12 protein-coding genes are annotated in these 19,585 nt (G+C 54.0%); 6 read left to right on the top strand and 6 right to left on the bottom strand.

Going from position 1 to position 19,585, the window contains the following annotated elements:
- Nucleotides 1–13: 13 nt before the first annotated feature.
- The gene (locus tag IPH75_00120) at nucleotides 14–3,139 is read right to left on the bottom strand and encodes a hypothetical protein (protein MBK7140466.1); all 3,126 of its coding nucleotides are present in this window, start codon (nucleotides 3,137–3,139) and stop codon (nucleotides 14–16) included.
- A gap of 17 nt (nucleotides 3,140–3,156) precedes the next feature.
- Nucleotides 3,157–5,988, bottom strand: a complete 2,832-nt coding sequence (locus IPH75_00115) for a TonB-dependent receptor (protein MBK7140465.1) — start codon at nucleotides 5,986–5,988, stop codon at nucleotides 3,157–3,159.
- Nucleotides 5,989–6,674: 686 nt separating this feature from the next.
- On the opposite strand from IPH75_00115, the gene IPH75_00110 reads away from it, so the two are divergent.
- The gene (locus tag IPH75_00110; protein MBK7140464.1) at nucleotides 6,675–7,352 is read left to right on the top strand and encodes a CDP-alcohol phosphatidyltransferase family protein; all 678 of its coding nucleotides are present in this window, start codon (nucleotides 6,675–6,677) and stop codon (nucleotides 7,350–7,352) included.
- Between the two features lie 5 nt (nucleotides 7,353–7,357).
- On the opposite strand, the gene IPH75_00105 is transcribed toward IPH75_00110, so the two are convergent.
- From IPH75_00105 to IPH75_00095, 3 genes are all read right to left on the bottom strand, one after another.
- The gene (locus IPH75_00105) at nucleotides 7,358–8,470 is read right to left on the bottom strand and encodes an alanine racemase (GenBank protein ID MBK7140463.1); all 1,113 of its coding nucleotides are present in this window, start codon (nucleotides 8,468–8,470) and stop codon (nucleotides 7,358–7,360) included.
- A 17-nt stretch (nucleotides 8,471–8,487) separates the two neighbouring features.
- Nucleotides 8,488–10,833, bottom strand: coding sequence for a TolC family protein (locus IPH75_00100; protein ID MBK7140462.1), 2,346 nt, complete (start codon nucleotides 10,831–10,833; stop codon nucleotides 8,488–8,490).
- Between the two features lie 86 nt (nucleotides 10,834–10,919).
- A complete protein-coding gene (locus IPH75_00095) occupies nucleotides 10,920–11,297 on the bottom strand; it encodes a response regulator (protein ID MBK7140461.1) in 378 nt (125 codons plus the stop codon).
- 461 nt (nucleotides 11,298–11,758) lie between these two features.
- Here IPH75_00095 and IPH75_00090 point away from each other — a divergent pair, with 461 nt between their 5' ends.
- The 5 genes from IPH75_00090 to IPH75_00070 all read left to right on the top strand — a co-directional run bounded on the left by IPH75_00090 (nucleotide 11,759) and on the right by IPH75_00070 (nucleotide 18,867).
- The gene (locus IPH75_00090) at nucleotides 11,759–13,567 is read left to right on the top strand and encodes an ABC transporter ATP-binding protein (GenBank protein MBK7140460.1); all 1,809 of its coding nucleotides are present in this window, start codon (nucleotides 11,759–11,761) and stop codon (nucleotides 13,565–13,567) included.
- On the top strand, nucleotides 13,560–15,356 hold the full coding sequence (locus IPH75_00085) for an ABC transporter ATP-binding protein (protein MBK7140459.1): 1,797 nt from the start codon (nucleotides 13,560–13,562) through the stop codon (nucleotides 15,354–15,356). The genes IPH75_00090 and IPH75_00085 overlap by 8 nt, the downstream gene beginning before the upstream one ends.
- Before the next feature lie 159 nt (nucleotides 15,357–15,515).
- Entirely contained in the window at nucleotides 15,516–16,532 is a 1,017-nt protein-coding gene (locus IPH75_00080) for a mechanosensitive ion channel family protein (GenBank protein ID MBK7140458.1), read from the top strand.
- Nucleotides 16,533–16,541: 9 nt separating this feature from the next.
- Nucleotides 16,542–17,603 (top strand): magnesium/cobalt transporter CorA, encoded by a 1,062-nt coding sequence (gene corA / locus IPH75_00075; protein ID MBK7140457.1) that lies wholly within the window; start codon nucleotides 16,542–16,544, stop codon nucleotides 17,601–17,603.
- A gap of 13 nt (nucleotides 17,604–17,616) precedes the next feature.
- Nucleotides 17,617–18,867 (top strand): anion transporter, encoded by a 1,251-nt coding sequence (locus tag IPH75_00070; protein MBK7140456.1) that lies wholly within the window; start codon nucleotides 17,617–17,619, stop codon nucleotides 18,865–18,867.
- A gap of 26 nt (nucleotides 18,868–18,893) precedes the next feature.
- Here IPH75_00070 and IPH75_00065 read toward each other — a convergent pair whose 3' ends face one another.
- Complete coding sequence (locus IPH75_00065; GenBank protein ID MBK7140455.1) at nucleotides 18,894–19,397, bottom strand: hypothetical protein; 504 nt, start codon at nucleotides 19,395–19,397, stop codon at nucleotides 18,894–18,896.
- Between the last annotated feature and the right edge of the window lie 188 nt (nucleotides 19,398–19,585).

The raw sequence follows: 19,585 nt of genomic DNA, 5'->3' as shown, positions 1-19,585 counted from the left end.
TTTCCTTCTTCAACTAGTACCTGTCGATAACCTCGACCTCGGTGAAGATCGCCATCTTGCCGATCTTCTGACCGACTCCAGGTGCATCGACAACCCAGAGATAGATTCCTGACGCCACAGGGAGGCTATTGGAAGTCAGCAGGTCCCAGGTGGCACGGTCTGTTTCATCGTTTTTGTCAATGGTCCGCACCAATTCACCGGAGAGCGAATAGATGGTGATCTTGCACTCTCTGGGCAGATGCTGGAACTGCAATTGATAATTGCCGACCGCCGGATCGTAATTGCTGTACAGGTAGAATGGATTCGGGACAGTTACGATCTTATTCAGGTTGGCTTCCGCCTGCGAACTGGTGGGCGTTGTCGGAGCAGTTGCTGTGAACGAGAACACATCCGCCGGCGAATTAACATGGTTAGCGTAGAGGTTCATGACCTGCGCCGCCCATGGATTGAGGTTTCGACGTGCCCATGTCATGAAATACATGATTGGCATGGGACTTCCAATTGCTTCGACTTGGAAGTTGGGATCTGGAGTCTCGGAGTATGGCGCCTTGTAGATGAACAGCCACTCACGAGGTCCAGCTCCATCGACGTTGCTAATGTCAGAGTTGAGAGGTGGCATATATCTGCCGTTGACCATTCCACCAGCGGCGTTGTTCTCCAAGAACCCAACTGCCAATCTGGTGGGTGGATCGGTTTCCATATTCCAGGCGGACAGAGGAACGCTCTTCGTAAAGTCCTGGTAGGAATAACCGCTGGTCGCGTTCACAATATAAGGTGCAAACTCCGGAAGTGCTGGTGCGCTCGCGAATCCGCGGCCATAGCGATATGCGTAGGACGCATTTGGGTCGTTAGGATCAAATACACCAGCCGAATCAGTTGTAGCCAGCCTCAATTGAATGTTAACAATTTCGGGTGCGGTAACCGGCTGTGGTGCGCCGCCGAAGTAGCTAGACGGGCTATGCCAGCCAGCCGCTCCTTCGAAATTCTCGAAATGAAGGTCTGAAGCGCCACCGGCCCATGTAAAGGGCCGAGCACCAGACTCGAAGCACCATCCCAAAGATGGATCGTCCGGATCGCAGCTCAGGAAATCTCCGGGACTGATTGTTTTCATTCCAGGCGGCGGGCCACTGACTTTGACAATCATACCATCGACAATTTCATAGTCTTCGTCGTAGGTTTGATTGAATTGACTGTCCACCAAAATTGTATTCAATGTCAAGTCTGTCAAACGCCAGGCTGTTCCGCTGTCTGTGTCGAAGAAGGAGACTCTGTAGTCGTGGCCAGTCAGCAAGTTTGGATCAATGACATGTGCAAGGACCGAACCATCTGACGGTCCAACGTGCGCCACGGGAAGAGAATCGCCGTAGTTTGTTGGTAAGTCAACGTCTGCCGGTGGCGCCTGTGGTGTCGAAGTCGCCAGCGTTATGCTTTGCAGCATCTTAGGCGTCTTAGTCCCGTCGTACGAATACGCCTCGACTTGGAAGAAGTAAGTGGTACCGTTATCGAGATCGCCTCCATTTATGTAATCTCGGTCAATACCAATATACCGCTGGATCTTCTTGTCCGAAGCGTTCTTGACCACACGCTGTTCGAGCTGTCCCGAGATCGGATCAAGAGCGAGGTCAATGATGTCCACACCCAGGACCGCATAGTTGGCGATCTGTTTCCAGGGACCGTTCGCGGACTCTCCCTGGTAAACCGTGTATCCTTCAAACGGGAAGTCGCCGGGGTCAGCCTCTGACGTGTCCGTCCAGGCAAGAGAGATCTCTCCATTGAGAGCGGCAACCGAGACGATCGGCGGAGCCGGCGGCTCGGGAATAATGAAATCCTCCTCGTAGGCCGACTGGGCGAAAATGTCGTAATATCTCATGAAGGAGATAGAAGACAACTGATCCTGATACCAACCGACGACCATTCCAGCCACGATTTCGACCGAATCTCCCGGTCTGAACGTGATCGGGCCGGTTGACTGCATCATGCGACGATCAGCCGGTGCAACGTCGAGGTCACCGGTTTGACCAACCGGATCACCCGGCACCTGGAAGGTGGTACCGTTGGAAAGCGGATTGCCGTCCGACTGAAGACCCAACATATAATTGTAGGTTTCTTCAGCACTGTTCGGGTCAGTACCATTGATGTACTTATTGAATGACGCCATCGGCAAGGCGCGATATCCTGGCCATAGTGAATCCCAGGCCTTGGCCGTATCCGCCAATGAACCTGTGAAAACCAGGGGACCCTGGAAGAAGTCAAAGCCGATAGCCGGAGGAGCCTGATACGGGAGAATATTCTGATATTCACCGTCAGTCGCCGAAGCGTTGTAGGTGTATCCCAGGCCGGTCAACGTATCGACGCCGACCAAGTCATCTGAGGAAGTACCCAGATCCGGATCTGCCCAAAGAGAGAAGTAGCAGTCACGGAGGACTTTATCTCCCTTGTTGAATATCTGGAACTTGAAGAACACGCAGTTTCCCAGCGGCCCTTCGCGGTCAAAGGCAAACGTCGATTGACGGATCTCGAGGCCAAGTGGCGGGGTGGATCCGGACTCATTGTCGTAGGTGCCAATGGTATGCCAATCGTTGTAGACCGCCCAGGTCATCTGGTCGCCGATCATCTTTGGATTACCCAGAGAATCGACGGGAGCACCGTGGTTAACCGGCCACTCCAAATAGTCCTGGTTCGGGTTACCTTCCAGACTGTCCTTGTAGAGCTTGTAGACTCGCATAGAGTCGTTGTCTACCAGAACAGTCAGCGGAGTGTCTGTGACAATAGGTCCAGGAATGTACTCACTGCTGTAAATTGAGACGGTCACCAGGCGCTCACCTGTCGCGGAGTCGGTCGCTCCGGCCCAGATGCCGGCGGCATACAGGGGTGATGCAACCAGCGAACCATCGGCAATGAACTCCTGTCCATTGTAAGGAAAAAACGTTCCATAATCATGTCCATACACACCCGAAAGGTCACGCCCATAGTTACCCTGGTTGGTGATGAACATAAAGATGTTGTTAGCGTCAATGAACGCTTCATAGTCCAATGCTGTCACCATCCTGACCGGCGACCGTTGGCCGCTCGGTGGCGCTGCTATGACTGAAACGCCAAGCAGCAGCAGCAGGATGGCAATCACACAGTGTTGTTTCATATTTGTCTCACCTTTCATCAGAAGGACATCCTCAAACCAAACAAGATCTGACGCGGGGCGCCATAATTCTTGGGATTATCCTGCTTGAGGTTGTACAGATAGGTGTCATGGCTTGAAACCCAGTCCTGCCCTGCAGCAGTGCCGAGCCATCCTGTCTCGTTCGGTTTGCCGGTACCTTCGTACACAGAAACGACATTATCGCGATCGAGCAAGTTCTTGACCACGAGGTACGGGACCAAGGAGTACTTGCCGAGCGGAATGATGCGTTCGGCCTTGAAATCGACCTGCCAGGTCCAGGGGAGCCGGGCGGAATTGATCGAGCCGATCGGCAGCGGTGTAAAGGCAGCTTCAGTGATCTCGTTATCAACCTGAATCGGCGTGTACGGTGTACCCGAACTCGCCTGCACGATCACGTTGATCCCGAAGTTTTCGAGAATATAGGTATCGCCAAACTTGGGACCTTCAGATTTTCCGAGACGGTAGTCGATGATCCCGGCCAGCGCATGGCGCTGATCGTAATCAAGCGGAGCTTTCCGCTTCGGCGCACCCTCGGGGTTCTGCCACGCGATAATGTAATGGGACTGCGCATACGAACCGGTTCCGCTGGCATACGACAACGTATACTTGAGGTCCAGGGAGATGTGGTTGGTACGGCGCATATTCAGGCCGATATCAACACCTTTGATCGTGCCGAAGTCGATATTGGCAAAGTAGTCGTAGGTTCTCGGCGAGGCCGGCGACTGGTGGAAGATCTGTGTCAGATCCTGCACATCCTTGTAATAAGCGGTAATATCAATGGCCGTCGTAGCGCCCAACTGATGGGTGATACCGACTTCATACTGAGTCGTCTTTTCCGGCTCCAGATTAGGGCTGGCGAACGGATAATACGATCCAGCGGTGATACGAGCTTCGAGGAAGTCATAGCCGAGATAGAGTCGGCGAAGATCCGGGCGCTGGAAGAACTTACCGTAGTTAACGTGCAACTGCGTCTTGTCGCTCACGGGGAAGGCGATTCCGAGGCGCGGCGAGAGACGTTTGAACTTCTTACTTTCCTCAAGGTCTTCGCGATCCAGGGAGAGGTCCGTTCCGCCGGTAAAGTCGAGCGGATACTGCAGGTTCTTGATGCGAAGTGCCTTGTAATCGAAGTAATCGAAACGGAGTCCAAAGCTGACGATGAGATTCTGCCATTCAAAGCGGTCTTCGATAAACAGCCCGAGGTTGATCGGGTGCTTAACGTTGTTCTTGAAATCGTCATCATCAGTTTCGTTACCAAGTGAATCATAACCATACCGGTTCAACAAGTCCTGGCGATACCCAAGAGTGGCATCGAGGTGTTCGAAGAAACGCAGGGTATGGCGCTGGAAATCGATACCGGCTTTCAGTGTGTGTTCGGGCGCCCAGTTGGACGTGATGTCGCCCTTGAAGCCGACGTAGGATGACTTTCTCTTCAGATAACCCGGCCAATAAGCTTCGTTGTACGTGGTGTCGCCGGTTGACTGATACACGTACCGCAGGGAATCTTCCCAGAAAAGGTCAACAGTGTCTTCTTCCGGATTGGCAAATGGACGATTATAAGCCGCCAAGTCTTCGCCAACCACACCATCGCCGCGGAAGCGGGAGGTCTTGAAGTAGGATGCTGACAGGTTATAGAAAGTCTTTGAATTCAGGGTATGAGTGATCTTAGCGTTTAAGCCAAGGTTTTTGTCATCATACCGCGGATTGTGTTCCGGGATGAAGAGGAAGATCTGACGGAATTCCTGCCATTTATCGCGGGAGCCGTTACCGCTCAGGCCGAGTTTCAGGTTCGGCGTGAAGTTGTAATCGATCTTTCCCTGCAGGGAGTAACCATCCAGCGAGTTATTCGGCAGACGGCGAGTACCGTCAAACCGTTCGCTCAACCCATATTCTTCCCAGATCTCATCAGTGCGTGAGGACGGTTCACGATCGCCGAGCCAGCGCTTTTCGCCGGAGAGGAAGAAATAACCTTTTTCAGTTCCCGGGATCGGTCCGCCAAAGTCGGCAGAATAGTAATTGTTGTCGTAACTGCGACTTGAGCCGACCAGATTGTCGGTCACGATCTCGGCGTTGCCGTGGTATTCATTGGAGCCGGAGTTGGTCGTGACATTAACAATACCGGAGGCGACGTTGCCGTACTCGGCAGAAAAGGCACCGGAGGTCACCTGTACTTCTTTGATCGCGTTATTGTTGATATTCGTCGTCGAGTTTCCAGTCAGCGGATCCTGCTGGGAGAATCCATCGACGTAGTAGGCGACTTCTGACGGACGGCCGCCGCGAAGGTTCAATTCCGAACCTGTGCCGCCGACCGGTTCACGCTGGCCGCGCTGACGAACGTCAACGTTCGACTGCATGCGAACAACCGAGTTCTGGATCCCGACCACCTGGTCGAAACCGCGAGTCGGCATGGCCAGCAGTTCGTCGCGCTTGACGATATTCACCGTGGTCGTCTTGTCCTTGAGAACAAGGGGACGTTCCGTGGTGACCTGGATGGTTTTGCCGAGGTCGGTTGCTTGCGAACTCATGGTCTCGTTCTGGTAGGTAGCCAGATCGGCCGAGACCTCAACATTGCTGATTTCAACGGTCGCATAACCGACGGCGGTCAGTTTCAACACATACGTTCCGACGGGAACGTTCATGATGTTGTACTGGCCATCTTCGTTGGTCATGGCGCCCATGGTTGTGCCAACCACCGAGACAGAGACCCCGACGAGGGGTTCTTTGGTCTGCGAATCGGTGATCACACCAGTGATCTTTCCGACGGTAGCAGACATCGCTGTCCCTGCCAGAAGACACAGCATGAGCATTACGAGAGTAAGGCATTTGAGCTTCATGCTTCTCTTCCCTCAAGTTAAAGCGTTCAAAATATCTAATGAGCTAATTGGAATTTCCATATCAAAGGTCTTCAGGCGACACCTCCTTCACGCGTTTCCTTTAGTCAATCAGGCGTATCTTGCTCATCTATCACCAAATAGGCCAAAAGTACAATTTGGAGTCAACAACAACTTTGTTGCTGACAGCCGTCCAACTTGCGTTCCAGACTGAACTTGGACGTCATAATCAGTCTGGTCAGACCTGCGGTTATCGACGTTGGCGTGAGGGTCGGAGGATCCGGGCAATCCAGACTCGCGAGTAGGTTAAAATAACCGACCGGCAAGGGGATCGCACTGTGCGGGCCCACGCGCCTGTTCACACTCCCGTTCATCGGGTCTCGTGCTCCTGCATCATGCGATGGCAGGCTGCGTTGCGATATTGCATGTGGTCGTATCGGCCATGACCGTTGGTCACGGCGTCACATAGAATCTATCGGCGGTTGGGCGATTTTCCTTAACCACATTCAGTTAAGGGCTTTCGTGCGGTCACTCGGCGGGTCCGTACAATCCTCACCCGACACGAAGCCGGGCTCACGCTTCTATTAAGCAATACGATTTATCCACGTTCAAGTGCAGTGGATTTTTTTTGAAGCTTGAATTACCGGTCGCATTGTTGTACCTAGTTACCAACACCAGACAAGGCCAGAATGTCAAACCAGATGCGCGCATCCGAACTCCTGCTTCTCCCCAACCTGCTCAGTCTTTCGCGGATTGCCCTGACGCCGGCGGTCGGTTACTTCTTGTGGCGCAATGATTCAGCCAGTACGCTGATCTGTCTGGTAATGCTGGTGGTCGCTGCGATCACCGATGCACTGGATGGGTATGCCGCACGCAAGATGGGGCTGATCAGTCAGCTCGGACTGATCCTCGACCCGCTGGCAGATAAAATTTTCGCGGCTGTACTGATAATCGAACTGATACTCTTTCGAGAGTTTCCAGTTTGGCTGGCGGCGGCCATTATTGGGCGAGATCTGATAATTCTGTTGGCTGGGCTGGTGATCCTGGACAAACGGAAGCGAGCAGTTGGCTCAACGCTCACCGGAAAGTACGCATTCTTCGCGATCGTGATCTTGATCGCATTTTCGGTGATCCGCTTTGATTCGGGTGTGAAGATCGCCGCAGTTTTTACGCTTTTGCTGTTGGCGGGTTCGTTGCTCGTTTATGCACGAGTCTTCATCGCACAGTTGCAGGGACATCAAATCAAGCCGTTTGCCGACCGTAAGCTCTATCGATGGCTTCGTCTCGGCCTGACGGCAATTGCTCTGTTGTTCTGCCTATGGGTTTATTTGGCCGAGAGATTCGGCATTCTCCCTCTCCCCTGGTGAGCAGGTCACGCAGTCATCGCGCGCGCATCAATGCGGATCTCCTGAATCACCGACCCGGAATCGACCAGCCAGGCACGTTCGGCAAGGTTCATAACGGGACAGGCGTGATTCGGAATGATCCTGACCCGATCACCGACTGCCAGACCATCGGGTGGAGGCGATGCCACCACCGCATGTTCTTCTGAGAGTCGGGTCAAGGTCTGGGACATTCCAACCATCCGTCCGAATCCGGACAGTAGCATTGAACCATGCGCCCCTGTGTCCGAACTGAAGACCTTGCTGCCGGCATCTAACACCCATCGATCAGCATGCACCGCGGTAACCGTGGCGAGAACACTCAGCGCGCACTCTTCCCAAGTTGCAACCCCCAGAGCGACCTGAATAGCATCGTTGAAGATGTAATTTCCGACACGAAGTTCAGTCACTCCGGGAACAGCGGCAGAAAAGCGAGCGGTTGGCGTGGAGCCGACAGAAACCACAGGGATCTCAATTCCTTCACTGCGGAGCCTTTCGGCCAACTCAACCATGATCTTCCCCTCGGCCAGCCCAATCTCTTCGATCTGGCGCAAATCCGATGCAGCATAGGCCTGACCGGCATGTGTCAGCAACCCCGCCAGATGAGTGTGCGGGGAGGAGAGAATTGCCGCGGCCAGAGTGTGAACTTCCGACCAATGGCTAAGACCGGCACGATGAAGTCCGGTGTCAATTTCAATGAAGAGCTCAGCCGTCTTACCGTTGGCCGCGAAGATCTCTTTTAACCGGTGCACGTTTTCAATCGAATCAACGGCGCAGGAAACTCTGCATTTTTCCGACAGCACGGCCAGCCGTTCGATCTTGATCTGGCCCACTATCTGGTTGGCGATCTGGATATCGTTGATCCCGGCGGCGGCCATGACCTCTGCCTCGCTCAGCTTGGCAACAGCGACACCCGTGGCGCCGGCTTGGAGCTGGAGTTTGGCAAGTTCGATCGACTTGTGGCTCTTGATATGTGGGCGCAACCGGACCTGAGATCGATCGGCAAGAGACTGCATCTGCTCGATATTCCGAGTGATCAAAGTGCGATCGAGCAAGATCGACGGAGTGTCGAGTTCCTTAATGGGAAAAGGGAACCGGGTCATCGGAGTGATGCTCCCTGCTATTTGCCGGTTGAAAGGCGTTGACGGAGCAATTGCGCCGGCGTGCGTGACTCCTGATGGGGGGACCAGCCGATCGCGCAGGCGAGTCGGTAAAGAGCATTCTGGAAGGTGGCATGCGCATTGACCAGGCGTCTCTGGGCATCGGAAGCTGACAGCCCCGCCCGTGCGGTTGGTTCAAACCGTTCAATGCCGGACGTATATTCTTCGACTGCGGCATTCACCAGGGCGGTTGCCAATTCGCTTTCACGTTGAGCGGCGATGGCCTCAGCCGCGGCACCTGCAACCTCGCGCAAAAGTCGGCTTACATTTTTCATCACCTGCAGGCTGGTCTGATCCCTGAGATATTCAAGTTCGCTAATTTTGGCTTCAGAAATGCGCATCTCTTTGCCGCGTTTGCCGCCATCGAAGATCGGCCAGCGGAGAAACGCCCCGATCGACCAGGAAGTGCTTTTCTCTTCGTATGACTGATAGCTTTCAAGCTCATCAGCAATATCCAGCGAGGAACGAAGTGAGACTGTTGGGAAGTTGGCGGCTCGCACAGTGCTGAGAACGGCCTTTTTCGCCTTGATCTCTTCGGCCGACCGACGCGCCGAGGGACAGTCCGAAAGTGCGGCCTCGACCAACTGATTGCTGGTGCGCAGTCGGGCAGACTCGGTGACGATGTACGGCCGGATCAGTTCATACGACGTCCAGAAAGCGTCCTCGGTAAGAGCAGTTGAGTCAAGCAACATGGGGGATGCAGCCGGCTGATTCATCAGGGCGTTAAGGTAGATGGTCGCAATGCGCGTATCGGTGTCCAGAGAATTCAAGAGCTGGCGATCGTGGAATTCTTCCGCTTTCCAACGGGTCAGTTCACCTTTGGGTCGCTCGTTTGAGGCGACCATTCCACGCGCGATCTCATTAGCGTGGTTAGCCAGTTGCATTTGTCGTTGCTGGATCCCACGAAGGGCTTTGAGCCGAAGAACCTCATAATATGCGGTGGCGACGGATGCCTCAAGAGCTAACCGGGCAGAATCCGCACTCAGTCTGTCGAGCGTTGATTCAACGGTAGCCTGCCTGGTTCTGCGCATCGTTTCAACTGACAGCAACGGGATGTCCAGTAATAGCGATGCACGATACTGGTCATTCCTGATCAACTCTGGCGTAGGGACCAGCAACTGCTCGTTATGGACGCGGTTATCATCGCGATACCCGACCGATCCGAGCGCGGAAAGGCTGGGGCGAAGCCCGGTCTTGGCCAGTCCGATCTGAGCATCAGCCTGAGCTATCTGGTCCTGCCATGACAGTTGGCCGGGATTCAGATCAAGCGCGCGGGTGATCAAGTCAGGTAATGTCTGCAATTCCAGGGCCTGACCTTGTACTGGTTTCACCAAATCAGCCTCGGTCGTCATCTCCAGTGTGATGTCGATCCCGAGGACCGTAGCGGTATGCTCGTTGATGGAAAGCTTCACGGACGACGGCAACAAAGTTGGGAGGTTCTGCGGTGTAGCGCCTCGGAAGATCTGGAGCGCTTTCCAGGCAGCAAAGCGGCTTTCCGCTTCATAGGGTAAGGCGGCAGAACTTATCAATATCCCTTTATCGACCGCATATAACCCCTCGAAACTGACAGATGTCCGACGATCATTCAGTAATCGGCCGGAGAGCTCTTTGATCCGTTCGGCATCAAGCCCCCAAGTCGGGAGGAGATAAACCGCATCAACATCAGCAGGCAGCGCGGCGTATGCCTTCAGAAAGGCATACGTGCCGGAATTATTATGTCCAAAGGCGCTGGTAGCCTCTACGCCAAGCCGGCCAGCAAGGTCAGAGAATGCCTTGAGGAATCGCGATGAATCCAGTCCGGACGGAAAGAAAAGGACGCCCAGCTTTTTGAACGGCTTGAGCCGATGGAGCAACGCGATATCGTTCTCCAATTTATTGGGGACCGCCTGCACTGTGAGGTTTCGATAGAGTGGACGGTAGATGGAATCGGTCAAACCTTCCAGGTATGGATCGGTGCGATAGAGAGCGATGATCGGCCTGGTGAAGCCGGCCTCGATCAGATCTTCAACCACCCAGGGGCCGATCGCCACGACCATATCCAGTTCTCTGATTGCGGCCAACTGCTTCGCCATGGCGCGAGAACTGTCCCGATTCCATTCGGCCGATCGGAATGCCGCCGCTACAAATTGATGTGTTGTGTCGGGTGGCAGGATCCGTTTGAGGGATCTATCAAAGGCGGCCTGAGCGGCAGAATTAGGGGCATAGTCACCTGCCTGAAAGACGCCCAGTCGGAACTGCTTCGCATTGGCGGTAACCGCCAATCCAAAGACGAGCAGAAACAGTAGTCTTGAAAAAAGAGAGTTCACGAACGCTTATACTCCGACAATTACTTACAGGTCGTCAAAAGTATAGACGCTGCGGGACGGGTTGCCAACTGATTTCTAAGTGATGGTCAGGCGGAAGTCGTCACTTTGCCCAGGATCTCGGACACTAGAGCGGTCAGTTCCTGTGGCTTGTACGGCTTCTGGAGGTAATACGTGCGCTCTCGCATCTCCTCGGGGACATCGGCGATCTCGATCGGATAGCCGCTGGAAAAGATGCAGGGCATATTGGGGACCAGTTTTCTGATCTCGCCAAGCAGGTCCATGCCGGACATGCCGGGCAGATTATAATCCAGGATAACCAGATTGACGGTGGATTGGTTTTCAGCGACAAGATAAAGTCCGGTTACCGGAGTATCTGCGGAGAGTGTCGCCTGACCGGCGCGCTGCAGAATTTTGGTAGCCAGGACACGGATGATCTCTTCGTCATCGACAATAAGAACAGACATTTACATTCCCCTGCCATTGCTGTGTAGCCCGAATTGATGTAACGAACCGACTACTCGCTCTTTCCCGCGACATGCCCGGTTTGGGAAACCGTTAGATTGTCCATATTATATCGGATAAAGGGGTGTATTTGTAAAGTTTGAGTTTGGCTTGACCTGAAAACTTTTCGATTGACATACTGAATTGTGCAAATATATTTGCGAAACTATTCACGACCTGACTCGTAGAGTCTATTTAAATTTCAACCTCCAAACCGCTGTGGGAAAGGACAGAACGATGGTAAGAAACCAGATGAGCATTTTCGCCAATGCATGTGGCTCTGTCGTTCGCGGCGGGAGAGGTCTGTCTTGGACTTAGTCAGGACCAGATCAGATTTTAACCCGCCGCACAGTAGTCCGGCGGGTTTTTTTATGCCCGCGCGCAACCGTAACCGATTGAATTACAGGAAGATACTGTTACCTATATGAGTCAGGATTTATTCGAAGATCAGAAACTGACGCCCGAAGAACAGGCGATCAGCAGCCGAAAGGCGTTTGTGGGACTGCTCCCGCTCCTGCGGGATCATCGGCGCCAGCTCTTCTTTGCATTTGCGTTGCTGGTCGCGGCCACCTTGCTGGGCTTGGCCTGGCCGATCCTGCTTAAGCATGCTTTTGATGTCAATATTGCGACAGGTGATTACCCGGGCCTGATCTGGACCACTCTGGCGATAGCCGCGATGCAGGGAATGACCCTTTATCTCCAATATGTCCAGCGAATCAAACTGGAGATAATCGGTCAGGATGTGATGTTCGAACTGAAGCAGCGGCTGTTCGGTCACACGTTGGGGCTGGATGTGTCGTTTTTCGACCGTCATCCGGTCGGACGACTGATGGCCCGAGTTGAGTCCGATACGGAATCGCTGCGGATGATGTTCACCACCGCGGCGGTGGCGCTGGTCGGTGACTTGCTGCTGATAGTCGGGACGTTTGCCGTCATGTTCTACTATAGCTGGCGGCTGACCTTGATCCTGGTCTGTATCGTACCGATCGCCGCGGTGCTCATGTATATCTTCTATAAGGTCACCACACCCCGATTCCTGGAAGTCCGGAAGAAGATGGCCGAGATCACGGCGACCCTGACCGAGTTCATGCACGGGATGCCGATCATCCAGATCTTCAATCGCGAACAGTATGCGCGCGAGAAGCTCAATGCGGTGAATGCGGAGAAGTTCAAGAACGACTCGTTCGCCGAGATAGGCGTGGTGGTCTTTTTCAACCTGGTTGCTTTCACTCAGTACCTGGCGATCGGCCTGGTGCTGCTGTTCGGGATCGGCTGGTCGCGAGAGGGATTGCTGACAGTCGGGACGCTGCCAATGTTCATTATCCTGATCTGGCGCGCTTACGAACCGATCTTCCGCTCTTCGGAGCAATTGGCGACCATTCAGAAAGCGATCGCCGGAGCAAAGCGGATCTTTGCGCTGCTGCAATCCGAATCGAAACTGAAGGAGCCGTTGCGGCCGGTTGCCTGGAGCAGACTCCAGCAGGGAATCGCCTTTGAGAACGTCTCCTTCTCGTATACCAATGACGAGAATTACGCTCTTAAGAATGCCACGTTTGAGATCCCGGTCGGCAAGCGTGTGGCGCTCGCCGGTGTGACAGGCGGCGGCAAGTCGACTGTCATCAACCTGTTGCTGCGGTATTATGACCCGCAACAGGGGCGGATCACCGTTGATGGAATAGACATTCGGGAGATCTCTCAGGATGACCTGCGCAAACGGTTCGCCCTGGTGCTGCAGGATATCATCCTCTTCCCCGGCGACGTTCGGTCGAATATCGCGCTGGATGGAGTCGCGTATCTCGATGGCCAGGTGGAGAGTGCAGCATTGACGGTGGATGCAGATCGGTTCATCCGTCGCCTTCCAAAGGGATATGGCACCGAAGTCTCTGAAAAAGGGTCGAACTTCAGCCGTGGCGAGCGGCAGCTCTTGTCGTTCGCGCGCGCGCTGGTGGTTAACCCGGATGTGTTGATCCTAGACGAAGCGACCAGTTCGGTCGATCCGGAGACCGAACGAACGATTCAAGGGTCACTGAAGAAACTGATGACGGGACGCACCTCACTGATCATCGCCCACCGATTGTCGACGATCCTCGATGTCGACCAGATATTGGTGATCCGTCGGGGCGAGATCGTTGAGCGCGGAACCCATGCGGAACTGATCCTGCAGGACGGCTACTATTCGCGGCTGTTCCATCTGCAGTTCAAGCCGCGAAATGGAGTGACTAGTCATGTTTGACAAAATACGATGGTTCTGGAAATTCTACCGCCATTTCGCCTATGTCCTGGCGGTACTGTTGATCCTGACCCCGGTACAGGCGATGGTGCATGTGTATGCCCCGCGCCTGCTGCAGTTCTCGATGGATTTCATTGAGAAGGGGACGGTTCCCGACAGTGTCATTTCCGGCTTGTTCGGCTGGCTGCAAAACCTGACCGGATACGGGTTGGAATATGTGCTACCGATCAGCTTCATCCTGTTCGGAGTGGTCTCGTTTTCGCTGTATGCTTTTGTACAAGCGCATCGGACCTGGATGAACCGACGACTCGACTGGGCATTTCGCCAGGCGACTTTTGGTGAGATCACGTTCAAGGGTCCGGATTTTTTCAACAAGTTCCGGACCGGCGACCTGATCACCCGGTTGACCGACGATATCGAAGGGAAACTTTCGTGGTTCGCCTGCTCGGGGATATTCCGGTTCTACGAGGCATTGGCTTATGTGGTCTTTACGCTGATCATGATGATCAGCATTAACCCATGGCTGACGCTTCTGACGGCAGGGCCGCTGCCGATCCTGATCATCATCTTCTTCAAGACCAGCTCGTTGCTGGACAAGCGATATGATGAGTTGCAGACCTCCATCTCAAAATTCAACGCCGTGATGGAGGCATGCTATTCGGGGATCCGAGTGGTCAAAGCATACGTGCAGGAGAAGGCGCAAAAGAAGAAATTCGATGAATCACTGCTGGCACGACGGGAAAAAGAGATCGCCGCAATTCGAACCGGGACGATTATCGATTCGATGTATGGGTATATCTGGCAATTCGGAGTGATCATCGTGCTGTTGGCCGGTGGCGCGCAGGCGATCAACGCTGAATTGACCGCGGGCGAGCTGTTCGCGTTCGTCTATTACACGACCATGCTCTTTTTCCCGATGTTTGATATTGGGCAGTTCCTGGTCAAATCGCGGCAGTCGGCGATCTCGATCGACCGACTGGTGGAACTCGAAAAGGTGCCGCCGATGGTGACTGATTCGGGAAGTCGCGCCGCCAATGGTGGGGTGACCGGTCAGGTGACTCTGACTGATGTCTCGTTCGGATTCGCCAGCTCGGAGCGTAAGATCATTGACGGAGTCTCGTTGGAGATCGGGGCCGGACAGACAGTAGCAGTGGTCGGAAAGGTCGGTTCAGGCAAAACCTGGCTGGTCAATATGCTTCCGCGGCTGGTCGATCCGACCGGAGGGCGGATCATGCTGGATGGACACGACCTTCGCGAATTCAAACTTGAGGATCTGCGGCGGATAGTCGGTTATGTCCCACAGGAGCCGATCCTCTTCAGCGACACCGTGCGGAATAACATCCGGTTCGGCCGCGAGGAGATCTCGGATACGGTGATGGACTGGGCGATTGAGGTGTCGCAGCTCAAGGATGAGATTGAACGATTCCCGAAAGGGCTGGATACACCGATCGGCACGCGTGGGATGTCGATCTCCGGAGGTCAGAAGCAGCGATTGGCGCTTGCACGGGCATTGGTCGGCAAACCAAAGATCCTGATTCTGGATGACTGTACCTCGGCACTCGATTCGCGCACCGAAGCGGCGCTCTGGGAACGGCTGCATGAGGTGATGCCGGGGATGACCGCAATTCTGATCACGCATCGCCCGGACACACTCGAGCGCGCGGATAATATTTTCGTGCTCGAAGAAGGGAAAGTGATCGAGAGCGGACGTCATCACCAATTGATGAGTCAAGGCGGCCATTATGCCAAGATCTACAAGCGATATCAGCTTGAGGAGCAGGTTGCGGAATAGGCCGAAACTTAAGGCCCGTCGCAGGACGGGCCTTTTTGTTGTCTCAAGCTCAAAGCTTGACGAAATGCTCTAATTCGCCCAGATTTGATGTTCTAACAAGGAGTATAGGTTGTGCAACCGATAGATAGCAATCTGGTGGTCAGTTCAGAACGAGTCGTTATTGATTGGGTTGTCCCTCTGATAATAATCGGTGGTTCGCTCCTGCTCGGGTACATTTTCGAGAGGATCGTCCTAGGCCGGCTCCGCCGATTAGCCGACAAGACGTCCTGGCGCGGCGACGATATCCTGATCAATGCATTGCATGGCATGACGACTGTGGTTGCCACGCTGCTTGGCGCCTATATCGCCAGTTTCTTCGCCAACTGTCCCCCCCATATTCTGGCTCTGATCCATAAAGCGCTGATCGTCCTGATCATCTTCACCGGTACGGTCATTCTGGGGCGGATCGCAGTCGGGTTCGTGAATCTGTCGACCGCCCGCGAAGATGGCAAACTGCCATCAGCATCGATCCTGACGTACGTCACCCGCGCGATCGTGTACGTCATCGGCATATTGATAATCCTCCAGTCACTCGGCATTTCGATCACGCCACTGTTGACCGCACTGGGCGTGGGAGGTTTGGCAGTCGCTCTGGCGTTGCAGGACACCTTATCCAACCTGTTCGCCGGGATCCATATCATTGCCTCGAAGAAATTCCGGACCGGTGATTTCGTCCGGCTCGAAGGGGGGCAGGAAGGGTATGTTGAAGATATCTCCTGGCGGAATACCACGATCCGTGCACTCTCCAATTTTATCTATATTGTCCCCAACAATAAGATCGCATCGATGATCCTTACGGATTTCGACCAGCCGCAGCAAGAGATGTCGTTGGTGATCGATGTCGGTGTCGCGTACGAAAGCGACCTGGCACAGGTGGAACGAGTGACCGTTGAGGTGGCGCGGGAAGCCTTGAAGTCCGTCACCGGTGCAGTGGCCGAATTTGACCCGTTTATTCGATTCAATAAACTTGGCGAGTTTGCGATCGGTCTCTCCGTGATCTTGCGGATCCAAACCTATGTCGATCAATACCTGCTAAAGCATGAGTTCATTAAACTGCTCCACCAGCGGTATCGACAGGAAGGGATTGTCATTCCTTATCCGATCCGGACGGTTTACATGAAACCCGAGGGAAAGTAGGGATCGGCAATGACAGTTTTCAAACGAGTCCGTAAAAAGGCAGGATTGCAGCCGGGGGCACTGGTCTTCTCCGGGGCGCCACATGCCCATCCGATCTCAATTTCGATGCTGGCCTATGATGGCGGCGCTGTCGAGGAACGGACCAATCTGACGGTCGCCGAGGCACTGATCCCGCTCGACAAAACCGGCGTGACCTGGATCGACGTAAATGGTATTCACGATCCCAAACTGGTGGAACAGATAGGAAAACATTTCGGCCTTCACCCGCTGGTGCTCGAAGATATCGTGACATCGGGGCAACGTCCGAAGCTGGAAGATTACGAGAACTATCTTTTCTTGACGATCAAGCGACTGACGTGCGTGTCACCGACGGGGTCGATCACCACTGAAGAACTCTCAATAATCGCCGGACGGAATTTTGTCCTGACCTTCCAGGAGACACCGGATGATAGTTTTGCGGCGGTCAAAGACCGACTTCGACGAGGAACAGACCGCTTTCTCAAGTCCGGAACTGACTACCTGGTGTACGCTCTGATCGATATGATTGTCGATAACTACTTTGGAGTACTGGAAGCGATCGGAGAGCAGTTTGAGGAGATCCAGACTCAGGTCCTTTCGTCCCCGACTCCTACGACTCTACGGACTGTTTACCGTCTCAAGAACGACCTGATCATGATGCGTCGGTCGGTCTGGCCGCTTCGCGATGTGATCAGTAGTCTCCAGCGACACGAATCACCATTGATGACGCATACTACGGAGCTGTATCTTCGAGATGTACAGGACCATACGATCCAGATCATGGATACGGTAGAGACGCTTCGCGACATGCTGGCCGGTACACTGGATATCTACGTATCGAGCGTCAGCAATCGGCTGAATCAGGTGATGAAAGTGCTGACCGTAATCGCCACCATTTTTATACCATTGACTTTTGTGGTCGGTATCTATGGGATGAATTTTGATTATATGCCGGAATTACGTTGGCGATTCGGCTATCCGTTGATCATGGGGTCAATGGCACTCCTGGTTATTGGCATGCTCTGGTGGTTCCGTCGGAACAAATGGATCTGACCAACTCGCCTGCATGGATCAACTGACCTCTCCCCCACTGTTGGCGCTGGCCGCCGTTTTCCTCCTGATAGCCGTGCGTCAGATCGGACGCTTCCGGCTGCAGATCTGGCAGATCATGCTGGCCGGAGCGATCACGGTGATGCTGATGCGTTCGATCTCGGTTGGTGACGCACTGAAAGCGATCAATGTCGATGTCATGCTGTTTCTCTTCGGAATGTTCGTGGTGGGGGAAGCGTTGCACCAATCCGGGTATCTTTACCAGCTTTCTGATCGACTTTTTGGCAGGTCAAGGACCGTGGACGGGCTGGTACTTCGGATCCTGTTCAGTATGGGTCTGCTGTCGGCTATCCTGATGAATGATACGCTGGCGATCATTTGCACGCCGTTGATGATCTACTTCGCGCAACAGCACCGGATTGCGCCGAAATTGCTGCTGATCGCGCTGGCTTTTGCCATTACCACCGGAAGTGTGTTGAGTCCGATCGGGAATCCGCAGAACCTGCTCGTGGCGGTGGAGGGAAATGTGGCGAACCCGTTTGTCAGTTTTCTGATCTATCTCGCCCTCCCCACCATTTTCAATCTCGCCCTTGCCTACCTGGCTCTGCGCATGTTCTATCGTAGTGAGTTTCACACCGTAGCCCTCACCCACACGGCAGAACCGCTCGCGGACGTTCAGATGGCTAATGGATGTCGCTGGTCTTTGGCTTTGATCGGCGCCCTGATCGCATTGCGGGTGGTAGCGTCATTCGTCAAGCTGCTTCCCGATTTCAGTCTGACCTGGATCGCCATGCTGGCAATTGTCCCGATCATGGTAATGAGTCGTAGACGGCTGACGGTGATCCGGCGAATCGATTGGTCGACGCTGGTATTTTTCGCCGCAATGTTTGTGCTGATGGAGGCGGTCTGGAGAACCGGCGCCGTACAGGATGTGCTCGCCAGGTCCGGATGGCGATCGGATTCTGTTCCGGGAATTCTGGGAATCAGTTTACTGGTCAGTCAACTGATCTCAAATGTACCGTTCGTGGCGCTCTATTTGCCGATGCTCCAGCAGACCGCAGACCCGATGGTGGCAAAAATGGCGTTGGCGGCCGGTAGCACAATTGCAGGCAACCTGTTGATCCTGGGGGCGGCCAGCAATGTGATCATCATCCAGAATGCGGAGAAGCAGGGAGAGACGATCGGATTCTGGGAATTTGCGAAGATCGGCGTACCGCTGACGATAGTGCAAATCGCAGTCTATTGGCTTTATCTGTCCCTGTTCTAGGAAAAAGCTGTCGGCGACTAGGTAGTTCAGCTAACTAGATAACTGGTCGCAATGTAATAGGCGTACATCAGAATTATCCCACCATAATTCAGTCGCATGAACCAGCGTTCTCCCCAACTGATCCCATCGAATTTGTAGTTTGAGATCGGCCAAAAGATCGGGGTCCCGAAAAAGGCGCGCGTGTGCGTGGGGATATCGACCAGTATATGCCCGAGCCATCCGAATAAAACCCAGGGGACTGACCCCATCCAGAGCCATCCGGCCGCAAAAACAGCCCCAAACACCAGCAGACTGTGAGTGACATCGTACGCTCGATAGGCCCATCGGGAGAAGTGCATCTCTTCGGGGCGAGGGCGCGGTTTCGGATTTCCGGACTGGTCCTTCCGAGCGGAGAAAAACTGTCTGACCGCAGTTGGGGTAAACGGGATTAGGTCGGGAAGGACAGACAGGGCGATCGCCGCCCCCCTCACGGGGAGGGGTGCTTCGGAAAAAGCAAGATTCGTCCAGAGGGCGTGGGCGAGTACATCCATAAGTAGAGATTATACGTAGTTCCGACTGAGACGGAAACAGCAAAGTGGATAAACATGACCCTCGAAGCATGGTCGTGCCGGTCGGACTCCTACCGTGGTGAATGTGGGGAAAGTTGGACTTGGATAATATTGTCTATGTCTGTATATTTCGACAGAAGTCAAAGTTCTACCTACTTGCTCCGGGAGGG

It is taken from the genome of bacterium (genome assembly GCA_016708025.1).
Taxonomy (GTDB): Bacteria; Zixibacteria; MSB-5A5; order GN15; family FEB-12; genus FEB-12.
Note: the sequence above shows the minus strand (reverse complement) of the source record. Positions and strands in the feature narration are given on the sequence as shown.

Excerpts from the sequence above, each read along its gene's own strand:
- IPH75_00085 (MBK7140459.1), top strand. The coding sequence starts at position 13,560 with ATGTTTGACAAAATACGATGGTTCTGGAAATTCTACCGCCATTTCGCC.
- IPH75_00105 (MBK7140463.1), bottom strand. The coding sequence starts at position 8,470 with ATGACCCGGTTCCCTTTTCCCATTAAGGAACTCGACACTCCGTCGATC.
- IPH75_00070 (MBK7140456.1), top strand. The coding sequence starts at position 17,617 with ATGGATCAACTGACCTCTCCCCCACTGTTGGCGCTGGCCGCCGTTTTC.
- IPH75_00110 (MBK7140464.1), top strand. The coding sequence starts at position 6,675 with ATGTCAAACCAGATGCGCGCATCCGAACTCCTGCTTCTCCCCAACCTG.
- IPH75_00120 (MBK7140466.1), bottom strand. The coding sequence starts at position 3,139 with ATGAAACAACACTGTGTGATTGCCATCCTGCTGCTGCTGCTTGGCGTT.
- IPH75_00115 (MBK7140465.1), bottom strand. The coding sequence starts at position 5,988 with ATGAAGCTCAAATGCCTTACTCTCGTAATGCTCATGCTGTGTCTTCTG.
- IPH75_00065 (MBK7140455.1), bottom strand. The coding sequence starts at position 19,397 with ATGGATGTACTCGCCCACGCCCTCTGGACGAATCTTGCTTTTTCCGAA.
- corA (MBK7140457.1), top strand. The coding sequence starts at position 16,542 with ATGACAGTTTTCAAACGAGTCCGTAAAAAGGCAGGATTGCAGCCGGGG.
- IPH75_00090 (MBK7140460.1), top strand. The coding sequence starts at position 11,759 with ATGAGTCAGGATTTATTCGAAGATCAGAAACTGACGCCCGAAGAACAG.
- IPH75_00095 (MBK7140461.1), bottom strand. The coding sequence starts at position 11,297 with ATGTCTGTTCTTATTGTCGATGACGAAGAGATCATCCGTGTCCTGGCT.